Raw genomic sequence first — 19,697 nt, forward strand, 5'->3', positions numbered from 1 at the left:
ATTTAATTACATTATTTGGAAAAAAGGGGGAGAGGACATGCAATATGAATTAAATGTAAATTCATATAAAAAAACAGAGGGAACTAATAAAACGAAAAAAAACGTTTTTATAAAGACAGAATCTGTAAGGTTAGTATTTATATTAATGGGAGGCATATTATTATCTAGAGTAACTTTGCTATTAAGTCAAAATAATGCTACTGGAATTGCTCCTTTTGGTATAGCGTATTTAATAGCTATTGGAATGAAAAATAATAGAATTAAAACATTAATTGCTACATTAGGAGTTGGGATTGGATATTTTACAATAAATTCAACATTAGTTAATGGATTTTCTTATATAATAGCAATAGGAATGTTAACGATTTATTATGAGATATTAAATAGAAGTGAAAAAAAGAAAAAGACTATTATAAGTTTTAGTATTACTTTTTTGAGTTTTTTAATATATGGATTTTTGTTTAACAAATATGATATTGGAGTAAATAGTACATTATCATTATTATATACTATAGCTGTAGTGCCGATATATTATATTATAAGATATTCAATATCTTGCTTGGAAGAAATTAATACTAATTACTTTTTTGCTTCAGAAGAAATTGTTAGTATTGCGATATTGTTTTGTTTATTTGTTGCTGGAGTAGGAAGTATATCTATACAAGATTATTCAATGAAAAATATTTTAGCACTAATAGTAGTTTTGATTATTGCATATATAGGTGGGGCAGCATACGGAGCTACAATGGGTGTAGTGATGGGAATAATATTAGGTTGTTCTTCAGAAAATATGATAAGTGCTATAGGATTTTATTCGATTGGCGGTTTGATAGTAGGAATATTTAAGGATACAGGAAAAATATTTTCAGTTCTTGCTGGTATAATAATGTATTTTGCGTTAGGTTTATACTCTGAGAGCATAACTTTAAAGATGATAGTTGAAGTTTCAGCATCATCATTAATATTTTTGTGTATACCGAAAAATATTTATAAAGATATAGAGGTTGAAATAAATACTGAAAGGAAAAGAGAAAATATAAATCAACTTCATTTAAATGCATTGAAAGAGGAGTTTTCTTTTAAATTAAGAGATTTAACTCAAGTGTTAAATCAAGTATCTAAAACTTTAGATGATGTAGATACTAATAAAAACTTACTAATAAAAAATAAAAGTAGTGCTTTGGTTGAGCGTTTAGCTGATAGGGTGTGTATAAATTGTGAAAAAAAGAACTCATGTTGGAAAAGAGATTTTAATAATACATATCATTCTTTTCAAGGTTTAATAAAAAGTTGTGAAGAAAATAATGTACTTTTATCAAAATCTCTGGAAACAACTTGTGTGAAGGGCTTTACATTGTTAAAAAATGCAGAAGATATTGTTAATAATAATATAATTGATACAAATATAAAAGAAAAATTAACAGAAGGGAGACAATTAGTATCATCGCATATAAATAATATTGCAATTAAGTTAGAAAATGTTTTAGATGAATTTAAAAGAGAGGTGACTATTTGTGAAGATTTGGAGAGAATAATAAAAAGGGGGTTGAACAAAAATTCTATTGAATACAGTGATATTTTTTGTTATACGGATAAAAATGGTAGAGTGAAAGTTAAACTAACAATAAAAAAATCTGAAGGGGCTGATTATTGTACAAAAAATTTAGTGCCAATTTTAAGTGATATTATGAGAATTCCTGTATGTATTGCAGAAGAGGCTTGTAATATTAATCAAGAAAGTCAAACTTGTACTATATTAATAGAAGAGATGCCAAGATATAATGTTATTTCTTATGCTGCAAGAGCGCCTAAAAATGGTGAAACACAAACTGGTGATAGTTACAGTTTTGGAAAGGTTAAGGATGGTACTTATTTAACTATATTAAGTGATGGGATGGGCTCAGGTCCAGAAGCAGGAAAGGAGAGTAGATCAACAGTAGATTTGGTAGAAAAATTTATAGAATCTGGATTTAATGAAGAAATGACTATTAATACAGTTAACTCTATTATGGGGATGAAATTTTCAGAAAGTGAAAAGTATGCTACTTTAGATTTAAGTACTATAGATTTATATAGTGGAGATGCTACATTTGTAAAAATAGGAGCAGTATATAGTTTTATAAAAAGGGGGGATGAAGTTAGTTTAGTTAATTCGAAAAATTTACCTTTTGGTCTTGTAGATGAGGTAGAGCTAGATATTATAAAAGAAGAACTTATGGCAGGAGATATAGTAGTAAATGTTAGTGATGGTATTTTGGATATAGATAAGTTGAATTCAGGTAATTTTATTTGGTTACAAGAATATTTAAAAGACTGCTCTGGAGATCCTAGAGAATTATCAGAAAATATATTGCAAAAAGCTATTCAGTTAAGTGAAAATGTACTTAAAGATGATATGACTGTAGTAGTTTCTAAAGTTTATGCTATTTAGCTTGTAAAACTGCTGTATTATTACAGCAGTTTTTGTTAATGAATGAACTTTATTGAAACTTATATATTTACATTTAAAATAAATATAAGGTATTATAATATATGTTATATAAATAATTAGGAAGTGTTGATTTTGAATAAAAAAGTATTATCTTATATTAAGGATAATAAATTAATCAAGAATGGGGACAAAATATTAGTAGCCTTTTCAGGAGGCCCAGATTCTTTATGTCTTTTAAATATTTTGATTGAATTGAAGAATAAGTTAAATATAAAAATAGGTGCTGCTCATTTAAACCATCTTTTAAGAGGAAAAGATGCTTTTAAAGATGAAGAGTTTGTAAAAAACATATGTGAAGAGAATGATATACCTTGTTATATTAAAAGAGTAGATATAAACAAGTATGCAAAAGAATATAGATTATCTTCAGAAATGGCTGGTAGAAATGCTAGATATGATTTTTTTCAAGAAATTCTAGATAGTAAAGATTTTAATAAAATTGCTACAGCTCATAATGCTAATGATCAGGCTGAAACCATTTTATTTAGATTGATAAGAGGTACTGGTCTTGAAGGTTTAGGTGGAATTAAGGTATGCAGAGAAAATAAAATAATAAGACCGATATTATGTTTATCAAGAAAAGAAGTAGAACAATATATATTAGATAAGAAATTAAATCCTAGAATAGATAAAACAAATTTTGAAAAAATTTATAATAGAAATAAAATAAGATTAGATATTATTCCATATATAAAACAAAATTTTAATGAAGATATAGTACAGACTTTAAATCGAATGTCTTTATTAATACAAAAGGATAATGCTTTTATTGAGAGAATAGCATTAAAAGCTTATAATAAATATTGTAATAGAATAGATGGTGATTTCTTATTAAATAAAGAATTATTTAGTGAAGAAGATTCAATAATTACAAGAGTAGTAAGAAAGGCATTAGTGGAAATTTCTGAGTCATGTTATGATTTTGAAATGAAACATATATATGATATTTTAGAACTTTTTAAAAAAGAAACTGGAAAAGTTATAGATTTACCTAAAAGCATTTGTGCTGAAAATATTTATGGCGATATAAAGTTAAGAAAAAATTTAAAAAATAGAGTTATAAGTATTAAAAATGAAATTAAATTAAATAAAAATGATTTACAGAATAAAATAATAGAGTTTAATGGATACAATATTAAGATGTCTATTCTTGCAAATACATCAAGTGATGAATTGAATTTAAATGAATCTAATTTAATTAAATATTTTAATTTTGATAAGATAGATTCAATTATTTCAGTAAGAACTAGATTAGTGGGAGATAAATTTATGCCTTTGGGTATGAAAGGAAAGAAAAAAATAAAAGATATATTTATAGATATGAAAATACCAAAAGAAGATAGAGATAATATCCCATTAATATGTTTTGATAATAATATTGCATGGATTGCTACTTTAAGAGTAGCAGAAAATTATAAAGTTACAAAAAATACTAAAAATATATTAAAAATAGTGGTTGAAAGAAAGGAATAAGATGATGAGAGAGGATATACAAGAGATATTATTTAGCGAAGAAGCTTTAAATGAGAAAATTAAAGAAATTGCAGGGAGAATAAACAAGGATTATAATGGCAAAGATTTATTAATAGTTGGTATACTTAAAGGATCAGTAGTATTTGCAGCTGAACTAATTAAAAATATATCAATTCCTTGTGAAATAGACTTTATGGCCGTATCAAGTTACGGTAATTCAACAGAAAGTTCTGGAGTTGTAAGAATTTTAAAAGATTTAGATCATAGTATTGAAGGAAAAGACATTCTTTTAGTAGAAGATATAGTAGATAGTGGAGTTACACTTGGTTATTTACTTAAATATTTAAAAGCAAGAAAGGCTAATAGTATAGAAATAGTTTCTTTATTAAATAAATCAGCAAGAAGAAAAATTGAATTAGATGTAAAATACATAGGATTTGAGGTTCCAGATGAGTTTATAGTTGGTTATGGAATTGACTATGCTGAAAAATATAGAAATTTACCTTTCATAGGTATTTTAAAACCTGAAGTGTATGAAAAATAGATTTTACAATTTATTGTAATAAAAGTATCCCTATGGTAAAATTAAAATCATGTAGAAGAAAGGGGGGCCTTGAATGAAGAAATATTCAAGTGCAGCTTTATGGACAGTAATTTCAATCATGCTTTTTTTAGCATCTGTTGCTATGTGGCAAACAGGTAAAAGTTCGGACAATATACCATATAGTTCGTTTCAGCAAAAGTGGAGTGAAAATCAAATAGAGAGCATTGTTGTTAAAGAAGATAAGATGACTGTTGAAGGTAAGACTAGAGATAATAAAAGTTTTGTTACTTATATTCCAGATGAAGTTATTACAACTTTAATTAAAGAAGAACCTAAATCAGATATAAGAATAAGCTTTGAACAGCCCTCAAATAGTGGCATGTGGCTTACTACATTAATACCTAGTGTCTTGTTAGTTGTAGTATTTTTAGTATTTTTATTTGTATTTACTCAACAATCACAAGGTGGTAGTAGTGGAAGAGGAGTTATGAATTTTGGAAAAAGTAAAGCTAAAATGGCTACTCCAGATTCACAAAAGGTTACTTTTAAAGATGTTGCAGGTGCAGATGAAGAAAAAGCTGAATTAGAAGAAATAGTCGATTTCTTAAAAAATCCAGTAAGATATATTGATATAGGTGCAAGGATACCTAAAGGTGTATTATTAGTAGGTCCTCCAGGAACAGGTAAGACTTTACTTGCGAAAGCTGTATCAGGTGAAGCAGGAGTTCCTTTCTTTAGTATTTCAGGATCTGATTTTGTAGAAATGTTTGTAGGAGTTGGAGCATCAAGGGTTAGAAGTTTATTTGAAGATGCTAAGAAAAATGCTCCATGTTTAATTTTTATTGATGAAATTGATGCAGTAGGAAGACAAAGAGGTGCTGGTCTTGGTGGGGGACATGATGAAAGAGAACAAACATTAAATCAGCTTCTAGTTGAAATGGATGGTTTTGGTGCTAATGAAGGAATTATAATGATTGCAGCAACTAATAGACCAGATATTTTAGATCCAGCATTATTAAGACCAGGTAGATTTGATAGACAGGTACTTGTCGGAATCCCAGATGTTAAGGGTAGAGAGCAAATACTTAAGGTTCATACAAAAAAGAAGCCGCTTGAGGAAAATGTTGAATTAAAAGTATTAGCAAAAAGAACACCAGGATTTTCAGGAGCAGATTTAGAAAATTTGGCAAATGAAGCGGCATTACTTGCAGTAAGAAGAGATAAAAAGAAAATTTCAATGCAAGAAATGGAAGAAGCAATAACCAGAGTAATTGCAGGACCTGAGAAAAAAAGTAAAGTAATAACTGAACATGATAAAAAATTAACAGCATATCATGAAGCAGGTCATGCAGTTGTTATGAAGTTATTACCAAATTCAGATAAGGTTCATGAAATAAGTATAATTCCAAGAGGGAGAGCTGGTGGATACACTATGCAATTACCTAATGAAGATACTTCGTATACTTCAAAGTCTAAACTTAAGAATGATATGATTGGTCTTCTAGGAGGAAGAGTTGCTGAAAAGTTAATCCTTGGTGATATAAGTACTGGAGCTAAAAATGATATAGATAGAGCAAGTGCAATAGCAAGAAGTATGGTTATGGAATATGGTATGAGTGATAAAATTGGTACTATATCTTATGGTGGAGATAATGACAATGAAGTATTCTTAGGAAGAAATCTAGGAAAAGGAAGAAACTTTAGTGAAGAAATCAGTGCAAAGATAGATAAAGAAATAAAAGATTTTATTGATGAAGCATATTCAAAAGCAGAAACCTTATTAAAAGAAAATATGAATAAATTGCATGCAGTTGCAGCTGCTTTACTTGAAAAAGAAAAAATTGAAGGAAAAGAATTTGAAGAGATTTTCCAAAATAATTAAAAATAAGCCTTTAAAAGAGATAAGTCTTTTAAAGGCTTATTTTGTTTATATGATAGTGAAATTTTATTTAATTATTGGATAAAATATAATTATAAATATATACTATTCAAATCATACGAACGTTAACATACTAAAACGAATAAAAGTTCGAAAAAACTTTTACCTTTAGTAGTAAAATGATATAATAGGTTTAATTATTGTGTTTTAATAAATAATTTATAAATAATTAGGGGGATTTTTATGAAAAGTGATATTCAAATTGCTCAAGAAGCTAAAATGGAATCAATAAAAAATATAGCAGAGAAGTTAGGATTATATGAAGATGATCTTGAATACTATGGTAAATATAAATGTAAAATTTCTTTAAATGTATATGATAAATTAAAGAATAAAGAAGACGGGAAATTAGTTTTAGTTACTGCTATAAATCCTACTCCAGCAGGGGAAGGAAAATCGACTGTAACAGTAGGGCTTGGTCAAGCGCTAAATAAGATGGGCAAAAATGCAGTCATAGCTTTAAGAGAGCCTTCTTTAGGACCTGTATTTGGAATAAAAGGTGGGGCAGCCGGTGGAGGATATGCACAAGTAGTTCCTATGGAGGATATTAATCTTCATTTTACTGGAGATATGCATGCAATAACATCAGCAAATAATTTATTATCAGCAGCAATAGATAATCATATACATCAAGGTAATGTTTTAAGAATAGATTCAAGAAGAATAATTTTTAAAAGAGTTATAGATATGAATGATAGAGCATTAAGAAAGATTATTGTGGGTATGGGCGGCAAAATAAATGGTTTTGTTAGAGAAGATGGTTTTACTATAACAGTTGCTTCTGAAATTATGGCAATACTATGCTTAGCTACTAATTTAGAAGATTTAAAAAATAGAATGGGTAATATTTTAGTTGCATATGACTTAGATGGTAATCCTGTTTATGCAAAACAATTAGAAATTCAAGGTGCTATGGCTTTATTGATGAAAGATGCTATTAAGCCGAACTTAGTTCAAACATTAGAAAATACTCCAGCATTAATACATGGAGGACCTTTTGCTAATATAGCTCATGGATGTAACTCTATAATGGCAACTAAATTAGCTTTAAAATTAGGAGATATTGCAATAACAGAAGCTGGATTTGGCGCAGATTTAGGGGCAGAGAAATTCTTTGATATTAAATGTAGATATGGAGATTTAAAACCATCATGTGTTGTAATAGTAGCAACGATTAGAGCTTTAAAGCATCATGGAGGAGTAACTAAAAATGAATTAAATACTCCTAATGTAGAGGCTTTAAAAGAAGGAGTAGCTAATTTAGAAAAACAAATAGAAAATATTAAGAAATTTAATGTAGAAGCGGTAGTAGCTATTAATAAGTTCATTACTGATAGCGATGAAGAAATAAAATTTATAAAAGACTTCTGTGATAAATTAGGAGTAAAGGTTGCACTTTCTGATGTTTGGGCAAAAGGCGGAGAAGGTGGAAGAGAATTAGGTGAAATAGTTTTAGATATTTTAGAAAAAGATAATTCGGATTTTAAGGTGATTTATGATATAGATAAAACTATTGAAGAGAAGGTATTAACTATAGCAAAAGAAATTTATGGTGCAGATAGTGTTACATATAGCAATGATGCTAAAAAACAAATAAATGAATTAGTTAAGTTTGGTTTAGATAAATTACCTATATGTATGGCTAAAACACAATATTCATTATCAGATAATCCTAACCTTTTAGCTAAGCCTAAAGGATTTAGTATAACAGTACAAGAAGTAAGAGTGTCTAATGGTGCAGGATTTATAGTAGTTCAAACAGGTAATATAATGACAATGCCAGGATTACCAAAGGTTCCAGCAGCAAATAAGATGGATGTACTTAATGATGGAGAAATAATAGGATTATTTTAATTTGTATGAAACCCTTGACAAATTAGCTTGAATTGTTAAAATTAAATTGTTATTTTGGAGTAAATTACTAAATTAAGGCAGCTTTAGGGCTGCTTTTAATATTATTAAGGTGGTGCTTTTAATGATTTTACTTGTTGATGCAGGTAATACAAATATTGTTTTTGGGGTATATAAAGATAAGAAATATATAGCAAGTTGGCGTATTTCAACAGATGGTAATAAGACATCGGATGAATATAGCATACAAATAATGCAATTATTTAATCTAAGTAACCTTAATCCTAAAGATGTAAAAGGAATTATTGTTTCGTCAGTGGTTCCCAACATAATGCATTCTTTGGAAAATATGTTAAGAAGATGTTTTTGTGAAGAACCTATAATAGTAGGACCGGGTATAAAAACAGGAATTAATATTAAATATGATAATCCTAAAGAGGTTGGAGCAGATAGAATTGTAAATGCTGTTGCAGCTTTTGAGATTTATAAAAAGCCAGTTATAATTTTAGATTTTGGAACAGCTACAACATTCTGTGCTGTTACTGGAAATGGAGATTACTTAGGTGGATGTATATGTCCAGGACTTAGAATTGCCTCAGATGCATTATTTGAGAGAGCAGCTAAACTTCCACGAGTAGAATTAGAAGTGCCAAAGAAAGTGATTTGTAAGAATACTGTATCAAGTATACAATCTGGTGTTTTATTTGGATATATAGGGCAAGTCGAATATATTGTAAAGAAAATGAAAGAAGAAATGAGCAATGGAGAAGAACCTTTTGTTATAGCAACAGGAGGGTTAGCTAATCTCATTGCTAATGAAACTAATGTTATAGATAAAGTAGACTCAGATTTAACTTTAGAAGGCTTAAAGATATTATATGAAAAGAATAAGGAGTAACTTATCGATGAAAATAGGAAATCTAAGCTTTGAAAATAGTGTATTTTTAGCACCTATGGCAGGTGTTACAGATATTTCATTTAGGGGCCTTTGTAAAGAAATGGGTTGTGAACTAGTTTATACAGAAATGGTAAGTGCAAAAGCTTTATATTATGGAAGTGAGAATACTAAAACGCTACTTAGAGTATCTGAAGAAGAATCTCCAGTAGCAGTCCAAATTTTTGGACGTGAACCTGAATTGATGGCGGAAATTTGTGAAAAGTATTTAAATCCAAGAGAAGATATATGTATTATAGATGTAAATATGGGGTGTCCAGCCCCTAAAATAGTAAAAAATAAAGAGGGTTCTGCACTTATGCTAGAGCCTAATTTAGCTTATGATATTATAAAATCTTTAAAAAAAGTTTCAAATAAGCCTGTAACTGTAAAGTTTAGAAAGGGATATGATGATGAACATATAAATGCAGTTGAATTTGGTAAAGCTATGGAAGAAGCAGGAGCTGATGCTATAGCTGTCCATGGACGTACAAGAAAACAGATGTATGAAGGTAAGGCAGATTGGAATATAATAAGAGAAGTTAAAAATGCTGTATCTGTTCCGGTAATAGGGAATGGAGATGTATTTTCTCCAGAAGATGCACTAAAAATGAAAGAGATTACTAATTGTGATGGAATAATGATTGCAAGAGGAAGTATGGGAAACCCTTGGATATTTAAGCAAATAGGAGAAGTCTTAAAAGGAAATATAATAGAAGAAATATCTTATAAAGAAAAGATTGAAATGTGTATAAGGCATTATGAACTAGCAATTAAAAATGATGGAGAATATAAAGCTATAAGAGAAATGAGAAAGCATGCCTCTTGGTATCTTAAAGGACTTCCAAAATCTACTGAAATTAGAAATGAAATTAATAGTATAAATGATAGTTTAAAAGTAATAGAAATTTTAAATACGTATAAAAATAATATATAGAAGATATTTATGGCATTATTGTATATATAGAAGAATACATATAGATTAACAATAATCTATGGAGTAAACAGTCTTATGAAAACTATTTTTTATGTATCTTTAAAGAATGAACCTATTTATAATAAATATACTTATTTAAATAGAATTGTTGATAAAATTAAAATAAAGAAAAATAAAGATATATATATTAAAGAGCTGGACATATGTATAAATAGAGTACAAATACCAGCTAATGTAAACAAAAATGCTTATAGTGATAATATATCAAAAGCTTTAAAGAGGTATTGTAATAAGGATGTTTATTTAAGTTTAAATGGTAATAGAATGTATGATTTAAGATTTATGACTAAGTTTCAAAAAGATATTATTTCATATAGTATAGTGCAAAGTATTAGAATAATTTTAACTAATATGAATAAATCAATTAAAAGTGCTAATATTTTAATTGATGTTGATGATAAGCAATTTATTCGTAGTTTGCTTGAAGAACTTGCAAAAGAATGTAGAAATGTAGTTCTTTTGACCAAAGATTTGAATAAAATAGATAAAATAAGAGAACATATTATGAGTAACTATGGTTTAGCCATAGAAGTGGTATATAAAGAAGAGGCTATTAAAGATATAGATTTTATTATTACATCTAAGGACAATGAATATAGTTGTCCGAATGTGTGGTATATAAACAATTGTTTTATATCTAAACAAAAAGGAATACATGTTAATAATATACTTTATAAAGTTCCTTGGAATATATCATTAAAAAATATGCCACCACAATTAATAGGAGCTCTTGTAAAAAAAGAAAGAAATAAAACAATTTCAGAAATATTAAATAGTAATGAAATTACATTAGAATCAATAAGAAATAATAATATTGAAATTGATTTAGTCAGGTAGTCAGTTTGTTGACATATATGATAGGCTGATTTATAATTAGTTAAATGATTTTGAGTAAAATGCCTGTTTTAGGCATATAAATATAAAAAATGAAGGTTATTGAAGGGGAGCAAGATATGAGCGAAACAAAGCAATATGTAATGACATATGAAGGTGTTAAAAAATTAGAAAATGAATTAGAATATTTAAAAACAGTTAAAAGAAAAGAGATAACTGAAAAGATAAAAGTAGCCTTAGGATATGGTGATCTAAGCGAAAATTCTGAATATGATGAAGCTAAAAACGATCAAGCATTTACAGAAGGAAAAATTCTTCAATTAGAAAATATGTTAAAGAATGCTGTAGTTGTTGATGAATCAGATATTCCAAATGATATAGTAGCAGTTGGATCAAAAGTTAAAGTTAAAGATTATGACTTTGATGAAGAAGTTGAATACTCAATTGTAGGTTCAGCAGAAGCTGACCCTATGAATTTTAAAATATCAAACGAATCTCCAGTAGGAAAAGCTTTAGTAGGCAAGAAGATTGGTGATATAGTAGAAGTTGTAGTTCCTGATGGTGTAAGTAAGTTTGAAATATTAGATATAAAAAGAAGCTAACAGGAACTAAGAGTAAAAAAGCGGTTAACGGAGGGATAATATGTCAACTGAGGAAATTAATATTCAAGAATTGGAATCTCAGTATAATGAGCAAGAGGCGTTAAGAAGAGCTAAATTAGCTGAACTACAAAAGATGGGTAAAGATCCATTTGATGTATATAAAGTAGAAAGAACTCATACATCTTTACAAGTAAAAGATAATTATGAGACTTTAGAAGGCAAGCTTGTAACAGTTGCAGGAAGAATAATGTCTAAAAGAGGACAGGGAAAAGTAGTATTTTCGGATATATATGATATAGATGGAAAAATGCAATTGTTTATAAAAATTGATGCTGTAGGAGAAGAAAACTTAAAATCTTATAAGACTTATGATCTTGGAGATTGGGTTTCAGCAACAGGAGAAGTGTTTAAAACTAAAACAGGAGAAGTTTCTGTTAAAGTTCAAAACTTTGAATTACTATGTAAATCATTAAAACCATTACCAGAAAAATGGCATGGATTAAAAGATCCAGATTTAAGATATAGACAAAGAGAAGTTGATATAATAACAAATTCTGAAGTTAAGGATACTTTTATAAAAAGAAGTAAGATTATTTCAGGAATAAGAGAGTTTTTAGATAATAAGGGATTTTTAGAAGTGGAAACACCAATTCTTGCACAAATTGCAGGAGGTGCTGCAGCTAAACCATTTATTACTCATCATAATACATTAGATATTGATATGTACTTAAGAATTGCGACAGAATTATATCTTAAGAGATTAGTTGTAGCTGGATTTGAAAAAGTATATGAAATAGGAAGAAACTTTAGAAATGAAGGTATGTCAGTTAGACATAATCCAGAGTTTACTGCCATTGAATTATATGAAGCATATTCTGATTATAATGATATGATGGAAATAACAGAAAATATGGTTGCATATGTTTGTGAAAAAGTAAATGGAGCTACAAAGGTTACTTACCAAGGAACAGAAATAGACTTTAAGCCACCATGGAGAAGAGTAACTATGGTTGACGTTGTTAAAGAACATGCAGGCGTAGATTTTACTGAAATAAAGTCTGATGAAGAAGCTCAAGCTATAGCAAAAGAAAAACATTTAGAGTTTGCAAAACCTTTAAATACAGTAACAAAAGGTGAAGTGCTAAATGCTTTATATGAAGAATTCGGTGAAGCTAATATGATTCAACCTACATTTGTTATGGATTATCCAGTTGAAATATCACCTCTTACTAAGAAAAAGAGAGGAAATGAAGCATTTACTGAAAGATTTGAAGGATTTGTATTCGGAAGAGAACTTTGTAATGCTTATTCAGAATTAAATGATCCAATAGTTCAAAGACAAAGATTTGAACAACAAGCTAAAGAAAGAGAACTTGGTGATGATGAAGCGTATATGCTAGATGAACAATTTATGAGTGCTCTTGAAACAGGTATGCCTCCAACAGGGGGAATGGGAATGGGTATAGATAGACTTATTATGTTCTTAACTGATTCAGCATCTATTAGAGACGTTATTTTATTCCCAACGATGAAACCACAAAATTAATTTATATTAGTTTTGTTTGCAGATATCGAGTAATTGTTTTAAAAAAAAATTACTCGATATTTTTTTTTTTTTTTTTGATTTTTTCAAAAAAAGGGGTTGCAATAATATAAAAACCTGTTATAATAATAAGAGTAATGACGTTCCGCGATAGCTCAATGGTGGAGCACTCGGCTGTTAACCGATAGGTTGGAGGTTCGAGTCCTCTTCGCGGAGCCATTTTTTTATTTAGGAGTTTTGTAAGAATAGATACTGTCTGTTGTTACAAAACTCTTTTTTGTTTTATAATCAAATTTAAAAAAAGTTAAGTTTTAAATTTGATTATAAAGTCTAATATTAAAAGATGTTTTTAGATCATATAAAGGATAAGATAAAAATGCTTAATAGTTATATCTATTATAATTTCTAGGATATTTATATTGGATTAGATGAAGTTTAAAATTGTAAGTTTAGGTTATATATAAAACCTTATAAAATTAGCACAATAAGAATCAGAGGTTTAATGTGTTATATAGTATTATTAATAGTAATTTTATTAAACAAATTATAAGTTCTAGTTAGCATTTAAATAAAAATAGAAAAGTTTAGATTTTTTGCAAAAAAGGGTTGCAATAATATAAAAACCTGTTATAATAGTAAAAGTAATGACGTTCCGCGATAGCTCAATGGTGGAGCACTCGGCTGTTAACCGATAGGTTGGAGGTTCGAGTCCTCTTCGCGGAGCCATTTTTTTATTTAAGAGTTTTGTAAGAATAGATACTGTCTGTTGTTACAAAACTCTTTTTGTTTTATAAAGAATTAAAAACTTTAGATTTGAATATTTTATAAAAGATAAGATTAAAATAGATTTTTTAGATTGTAAATTAAACGATTTGTTATATATAATTTTTAATTTTGAAATCTATAAAAGATAAATCTAAAGATAGCTTATATTTAAATAATAAAAGATATATTTAAAGTAGATGAAATATTGTATGGGTTATGATAAGTTAAGAATTCTTAGAATGTATATATTGAGATTATATAAAGATTCAAAATTATATGTTTAAGTTGTAATATATAACTTTATATAATTAGTATAATAAGAGTTAGTAGTTCAAATAGTTGATATCATATGATTAATAATAAGTTTATTAAAAAAATTCAAAAAAGGGTTGCAATAATATAAAAACCTGTTATAATAGTAAAAGTAATGACGTTCCGCGATAGCTCAATGGTGGAGCACTCGGCTGTTAACCGATAGGTTGGAGGTTCGAGTCCTCTTCGCGGAGCCATTTTTTTATTTAAGAGTTTTGTAAGAACAGATATTGTCTGTTGTTACAAAACTCTTTTTTATATTTATACATAATCAAAAAATAACAAGTCCATTTGCTAACCTATTTTCCATCATAGGAAGCTAGACTCGCATACACTAATCATTATAGTTTATAAAATGTATAATAGTATATTTATTTGGGAATTGTTATAACAATATGTTTTTTGCTTGACATATAAAAGCCTTTTGATAAAATTAATATATAATTGAATATACACTATGAAAAAGATTAGTAGTTTTATTGTTTTTTTAGAGAGATGATGGTTGGTGAAAATCATTATAACATTAAAATGAATGGAACTTTTGAGTGTAATTAAAAGAAAGTTGGGCTTAAGCCAAGAAGGGTGGAACCGCGGAATTATAATTTCGTCCCTTTGTGGTAGGGGCTTTTTTATTTTATAAAAAATTATGTTCAAATAGAAATTAATATTTAATATAAGATATAATCTTAAAAATTTATTTATTAACTAGAGTTTGAGCAAACATATAAATAATATTTTTGGAGGTAAGAATAATGGCAGTAGAAAAAACAATGGATAAGATTGTAGCACTTTGCAAAAATAGAGGATTTGTTTTCCCGGGATCAGATATATATGGTGGATTAGCTAACTCATGGGATTATGGCCCTTTAGGAGTAGAATTTAAAAATAATGTTAAAAAAGCATGGTGGAAGAAGTTTGTTCAAGAAAGTCCTTATAACGTAGGATTAGATTCCGCTATATTAATGAATAGCGAAGTATGGGTAGCATCTGGTCATGTTGGCGGTTTCTCAGACCCATTAATGGATTGTAAGGAATGTAAGGCTAGATTTAGAGCAGATAAAATAGTTGAAGATCATATGACAGAAAATGGTGCAGAAGTAGCTAGTGCTGATGGTTGGACTAATGAAGAACTTAAAGAATACATTGAAAAAAATAATATAGTTTGTCCTAAGTGTGAAAAAATGAACTACACAGATATAAGAAAGTTTAATCTTATGTTTAAAACATTCCAAGGGGTTACTGAAGATGCTAAGTCAGAAATTTATTTAAGACCTGAAACAGCACAAGGTATATTTGTAAACTTTAAAGCAGTTCAAAGAACTTCAAGAAAGAAGGTTCCATTTGGTATAGCTCAGATTGGTAAATCTTTCAGAAATGAAATTACTCCAGGAAACTTTACATTTAGAACAAGAGAATTTGAACAAATGGAATTAGAATTCTTCTGTAAACCAGGAACAGATTTAGAATGGCATAAGTACTGGAAAGATTATTGCTGGAATTTCTTACTTAACTTAAATGTAAACCCAGTAAATTTAAGAATGAGAGATCATGGAGAAGAAGAATTATCATTCTATTCAAATGCTACTTCAGATATAGAATATTTATTTCCATTTGGTTGGGGTGAACTTTGGGGAATAGCAGATAGAACTGATTATGATTTAACTAAACATCAAGAACATTCAGGTCAAGATTTAAGTTACTTAGATCAAACAAATAATGAAAAATATGTACCTTATGTTATAGAACCATCATTAGGTGCAGACAGAGTTGCATTAGCATTTTTAGTTGAAGCATATGATGAAGAAGAACTAGAAGGTGGAGATGTTAGAACAGTAATGCATTTACATCCAGCATTAGCTCCATTTAAAGCAGCTATATTACCTCTTTCTAAGAAACTTTCAGAAAAAGCTTTAGATGTTTATGGAAATTTAAGTAAGAAGTTTAATCTTGACTTTGATGAAACAGGAAGTATTGGTAAGAGATATAGAAGACAAGATGAAATAGGAACTCCTTACTGTATAACAATTGATTTTGATACATTAGAAGATGGAGCAGTTACTATTAGAAATAGAGATACTATGGAACAAGAAAGAATTAAAATAAGTGAATTAGAAGCTTATATAGCAAAAAGCTTAGAGTTTTAAAGAAATTTAAATAAATAATATAATTATGAGCTGTCTTAAGATAGAAAATAATTTCTATTTTGAGATAGCTCTTTATCTACATTTATAGAATAAGATTTTTTTTGGTGTTATAATTTAAAATATATGGGCAATTTTAATAATATATCATACTATATTATAGCATATGTTTATGTGGAGGAGAAAAATGAAGAAGGATTTTAAGGAATTTAAAGAGTTTATATATGAAAAAAAAGTTGGAGTTGTAGGAATTGGTGTTAGCAATATCCCTCTTATAAATTTTCTTGTAGAGTTAGGTGCAAAAGTAACAGCATTTGATAAGAAAGAAGAGAGCGAACTAGGAGAAATTATTATTGATTTTAAAAACAAAGGAGTAAATCTTGAATTAGGGGAAGGCTATTTAAGCAGACTTACTGGATTTGATGTTATTTTTAAGACACCATCTATGAGAATTGATAGTGAGGCATTAGTGAAAGCGAAACAGGAAGGTGCATATATTACTTCAGAGATGGATGAATTTGTTAGATATTGCAAAGGCAAAACATATGGAATAACAGGTAGTGACGGAAAAACAACTACAACAACAATTGTATCAAAAATGTTACAACAAGAAGGATATAAGACATGGGTTGGTGGAAATATAGGAAATCCATTATTTGCACAAATAGAGGAAATAGAAGAATCAGATAAAGTTGTATTAGAACTATCTAGTTTTCAACTTATGACCATGAACGTACCAATAGATGTTGCGATTTGTACTAATTTAGCTCCAAATCACTTAGATATGCATAAAGATATGCAAGAATATATAGATTCTAAAAAGAATATATTCTTATATCAAGAATTTGATGATGTGTTGGTGGTAAATAGAGAAAATGATATAACTTACAAATTTGAAAAAGAGGCAAAAGGAGCTATCAGAGAATTCAGTTCAAAAAGAGAATTAGAAAATGGTGCTTATTATAAAGATGGAATTCTTTATCTTGAGGGTAAAGAGGTTTGCAAAAAAGATGATATTATTATTAAAGGTATGCATAATGTAGAAAACTATTTGGCAGCTTTTATAGCAACGAAGGATGATGTTAGTATTGAAAGCATGAAACAAGTAGCAGAAACTTTTACTGGAGTTGAACATAGATGTGAACTTGTAAGAGAAATAGATGGTGTAAAGTACTATAATGATTCAATAGCATCAAGTCCAACAAGAACATTAGCAGGGCTTAAGGCATTTAATAGGAAAGTGATATTGATTGCTGGAGGATATGATAAACATTTAGATTTTGATCCATTGGTATGTGAAGGATATCCATATATAAAAGAAATAATACTTTTAGGAGCAACAAAGGAAAAAATAAAGAAAGCTTTTAAAGATTTTGAAATAAATAAAGGTATTAAAGTAAATATTTCAGAAGTGGATTCTTTAGAAGAAGCAGTTAACAAAGCTAAAAGTTTAGCGATAAAAGGAGATATTATTACACTGTCACCTGCTTGTGCATCTTTTGATATGTTTGCTAATTTTATGATTAGAGGTAATAAGTTTAAAGAAATAGTTAATAAGTTATAAAATATTATCAGGAAAGCTAAGAATAAAAAAGGACTTATCAGATTGAGTTGAAAAAATTTCAATCTGATACAGTCCTTTTTATTCTTTGTGAATTTATATTACTAATATATTAATTAAAAAAATGATTATTACTTTTGTGAAAATGCTGAAAAATAAACATTATTTATATTAATAGATTTTTCGTAAAATATTCCAGAAGGTGTTAAATAGTACTCATTTACAGAATCTGAAATATAAGGTTTATAAGTTACTTCGGGTTTATTTAAATCTACAGATAAAGAATATAGATGATTTGAATCTTCATTATTTATAAAGAACAGTTGAGTATCTATACCTTTTAGTTTTTCTCCTTTTACAAGAGAAATTCTTTTGCTTTCTAGTGTAGTTATGTCTAATGAGTATAATGTATTATTATCTGAAGTATTGAAGAAAAGTAATGTTTCATTAAATGGCATAAAACTATTGGCAGTATAATCAGTAAGTTTTTGTCTATTAGTTCCATCGAATTTTATTGAATATATTTTAGAAGAATCACTTAGATTTTGATATATTATAAAATCGCCATTAAGTATAAAAGAACCGATGCTATCTAATGATAAAGCTGTTGAACTATTGCTAGCTATGTTGTATTTATACAGTTTGTTATTATCATTTTTGTTTATGTAAAATAAATCTTCAGTTGAAGCAATTAAATTGTTGACAGAATTCTCATTTAATTTTGTATAAGTTTTATCAGTAAGATTTAATGAAGCTAATGAATTTCCATTTGAACCATCAGCAAAGTAAAGAATGCCATTAATTAAAACTAAATCATTTGTTGAATAATTTGCAAAGTCAGATAGATTTTCACTCTTTAATATATCCTTTGGAAGTGGATCATTAATCATTGAAATTCTATTATTCTCATCAGGATTTGGAAATACTAGTGTTGTATCATTAAAAACAAAAGGACAAGCTAAAGAAGTAGTATCAGTTAATATGAAGGGGGAAATTACATCTTCGTTAAGTGGATTTGTAGCAGAGTAATTTTGTGACTGTTTGTTTTCAGAAGAAGGTTGTTTTTTTTCAGAACAGCCCATAAATGAAAATATAGAAATTGATAATATTAAACATAATAAGTTTTTTTTCATATAAAAGTCCTCCTAAAATAGTAAGTATCTTAAAATAAAGTATTTTTAAATTGATTACATATTATTAATATTATGATAAGTTATATTAAGAGTAAAGAAAAATAGGCTGATTTATATGAGTATAAGTGATTTTGAATAGATTGAGTTATAAAAACTATACCAGGTGTATCTATATGTTTAAAATAAAGAAAAATGGAGAATAAATTAGAAAAACGTGAATAATTTTTGTAAAATAACAATATTATAAAGTTAAATGTATTCTAAACATGTTATCATAATATCCGTTGTGAGGAACACGGCAGATACGAGGGACACCTCAGCGGTTCTAATTACAACAAATATTAATTAGTCAAAAGTTGTTTGAAAAATATTTAAAAATAAATGTTGACAACAAAGACTAATGATGATATTATAAAAAAGCAGTCGAGAGACAGTGAAGATCTTTGAAAATTGAACAGAATAAATAAAATACATTTAAGTAAACCAGCAATTCTTTTTGAAAAGTAAGCTAAGATTAAACTTTTTTATGAGAGTTTGATCCTGGCTCAGGACGAACGCTGGCGGCGTGCCTAACACA

The 19,697-nt window shown here is 28.0% G+C and carries 13 protein-coding genes, 3 tRNA genes and 1 other annotated feature; of the genes, 15 read left to right on the forward strand and 1 reads right to left on the reverse strand.

Features of this window, described 5'->3' with window-relative positions; all coding sequences use genetic code 11:
* Positions 1–37 precede the first annotated feature (37 nt).
* The 15 genes from spoIIE to murD all read left to right on the forward strand — a co-directional run bounded on the left by spoIIE (position 38) and on the right by murD (position 17,990).
* Positions 38–2,431: a stage II sporulation protein E gene (gene spoIIE, locus KYD98_RS13745; protein WP_219780616.1), complete on the forward strand. Its 2,394-nt coding sequence runs from the start codon at positions 38–40 to the stop codon at positions 2,429–2,431.
* Positions 2,432–2,563: 132 nt separating this feature from the next.
* Positions 2,564–3,964, forward strand: a complete 1,401-nt coding sequence (tilS, locus tag KYD98_RS13750; protein ID WP_219780617.1) for a tRNA lysidine(34) synthetase TilS — start codon at positions 2,564–2,566, stop codon at positions 3,962–3,964.
* A gap of 4 nt (positions 3,965–3,968) precedes the next feature.
* Positions 3,969–4,508: a hypoxanthine phosphoribosyltransferase gene (hpt, locus tag KYD98_RS13755; protein ID WP_219780633.1), complete on the forward strand. Its 540-nt coding sequence runs from the start codon at positions 3,969–3,971 to the stop codon at positions 4,506–4,508.
* A 73-nt stretch (positions 4,509–4,581) separates the two neighbouring features.
* Complete coding sequence (gene ftsH / locus KYD98_RS13760; protein ID WP_219780618.1) at positions 4,582–6,390, forward strand: ATP-dependent zinc metalloprotease FtsH; 1,809 nt, start codon at positions 4,582–4,584, stop codon at positions 6,388–6,390.
* A gap of 240 nt (positions 6,391–6,630) precedes the next feature.
* Positions 6,631–8,301, forward strand: coding sequence for a formate--tetrahydrofolate ligase (locus KYD98_RS13765; RefSeq protein WP_219780619.1), 1,671 nt, complete (start codon positions 6,631–6,633; stop codon positions 8,299–8,301).
* Positions 8,302–8,422: 121 nt separating this feature from the next.
* Positions 8,423–9,196 carry a type III pantothenate kinase gene (locus tag KYD98_RS13770; protein ID WP_219780620.1) on the forward strand — a complete coding sequence of 258 codons (774 nt, stop codon included), beginning with the start codon at positions 8,423–8,425 and terminating at the stop codon, positions 9,194–9,196.
* Positions 9,197–9,203: 7 nt separating this feature from the next.
* Entirely contained in the window at positions 9,204–10,169 is a 966-nt protein-coding gene (gene dusB, locus KYD98_RS13775; RefSeq protein WP_219780621.1) for a tRNA dihydrouridine synthase DusB, read from the forward strand.
* A 75-nt stretch (positions 10,170–10,244) separates the two neighbouring features.
* Complete coding sequence (locus KYD98_RS13780; RefSeq protein ID WP_219780622.1) at positions 10,245–11,066, forward strand: hypothetical protein; 822 nt, start codon at positions 10,245–10,247, stop codon at positions 11,064–11,066.
* 116 nt (positions 11,067–11,182) lie between these two features.
* Positions 11,183–11,665, forward strand: coding sequence for a transcription elongation factor GreA (gene greA / locus KYD98_RS13785; protein WP_219780623.1), 483 nt, complete (start codon positions 11,183–11,185; stop codon positions 11,663–11,665).
* A gap of 40 nt (positions 11,666–11,705) precedes the next feature.
* On the forward strand, positions 11,706–13,211 hold the full coding sequence (gene lysS / locus KYD98_RS13790; RefSeq protein WP_219780624.1) for a lysine--tRNA ligase: 1,506 nt from the start codon (positions 11,706–11,708) through the stop codon (positions 13,209–13,211).
* Between the two features lie 141 nt (positions 13,212–13,352).
* Positions 13,353–13,427 (forward strand) — tRNA-Asn (locus KYD98_RS13795).
* A gap of 432 nt (positions 13,428–13,859) precedes the next feature.
* Positions 13,860–13,934, forward strand: a tRNA-Asn gene (locus KYD98_RS13800).
* 473 nt (positions 13,935–14,407) lie between these two features.
* A tRNA-Asn gene (locus KYD98_RS13805) sits at positions 14,408–14,482 on the forward strand.
* A gap of 251 nt (positions 14,483–14,733) precedes the next feature.
* Positions 14,734–14,900: a binding site (T-box leader), on the forward strand.
* A 137-nt stretch (positions 14,901–15,037) separates the two neighbouring features.
* Positions 15,038–16,429, forward strand: a complete 1,392-nt coding sequence (locus KYD98_RS13810) for a glycine--tRNA ligase (protein ID WP_219780625.1) — start codon at positions 15,038–15,040, stop codon at positions 16,427–16,429.
* 184 nt (positions 16,430–16,613) lie between these two features.
* Positions 16,614–17,990 (forward strand): UDP-N-acetylmuramoyl-L-alanine--D-glutamate ligase, encoded by a 1,377-nt coding sequence (gene murD / locus KYD98_RS13815; protein ID WP_219780626.1) that lies wholly within the window; start codon positions 16,614–16,616, stop codon positions 17,988–17,990.
* A gap of 128 nt (positions 17,991–18,118) precedes the next feature.
* On the opposite strand, the gene KYD98_RS13820 is transcribed toward murD, so the two are convergent.
* Positions 18,119–19,120 (reverse strand): DUF5050 domain-containing protein, encoded by a 1,002-nt coding sequence (locus KYD98_RS13820; protein WP_219780627.1) that lies wholly within the window; start codon positions 19,118–19,120, stop codon positions 18,119–18,121.
* Between the last annotated feature and the right edge of the window lie 577 nt (positions 19,121–19,697).

Origin of the sequence: Clostridium weizhouense, from assembly GCF_019431045.1 — a bacterium.
Classification (GTDB): Bacteria; Bacillota; Clostridia; order Clostridiales; family Clostridiaceae; genus Clostridium; species Clostridium weizhouense.

Coding starts and splice junctions, on each gene's coding strand:
- KYD98_RS13810 (WP_219780625.1), top strand. CDS start 15,038: ATGGCAGTAGAAAAAACAATGGATAAGATTGTAGCACTTTGCAAAAAT.
- KYD98_RS13770 (WP_219780620.1), top strand. CDS start 8,423: ATGATTTTACTTGTTGATGCAGGTAATACAAATATTGTTTTTGGGGTA.
- KYD98_RS13820 (WP_219780627.1), bottom strand. CDS start 19,120: ATGAAAAAAAACTTATTATGTTTAATATTATCAATTTCTATATTTTCA.
- dusB (WP_219780621.1), top strand. CDS start 9,204: ATGAAAATAGGAAATCTAAGCTTTGAAAATAGTGTATTTTTAGCACCT.
- KYD98_RS13780 (WP_219780622.1), top strand. CDS start 10,245: ATGAAAACTATTTTTTATGTATCTTTAAAGAATGAACCTATTTATAAT.
- ftsH (WP_219780618.1), top strand. CDS start 4,582: ATGAAGAAATATTCAAGTGCAGCTTTATGGACAGTAATTTCAATCATG.
- lysS (WP_219780624.1), top strand. CDS start 11,706: ATGTCAACTGAGGAAATTAATATTCAAGAATTGGAATCTCAGTATAAT.
- KYD98_RS13765 (WP_219780619.1), top strand. CDS start 6,631: ATGAAAAGTGATATTCAAATTGCTCAAGAAGCTAAAATGGAATCAATA.
- hpt (WP_219780633.1), top strand. CDS start 3,969: ATGAGAGAGGATATACAAGAGATATTATTTAGCGAAGAAGCTTTAAAT.
- greA (WP_219780623.1), top strand. CDS start 11,183: ATGAGCGAAACAAAGCAATATGTAATGACATATGAAGGTGTTAAAAAA.
- murD (WP_219780626.1), top strand. CDS start 16,614: ATGAAGAAGGATTTTAAGGAATTTAAAGAGTTTATATATGAAAAAAAA.
- spoIIE (WP_219780616.1), top strand. CDS start 38: ATGCAATATGAATTAAATGTAAATTCATATAAAAAAACAGAGGGAACT.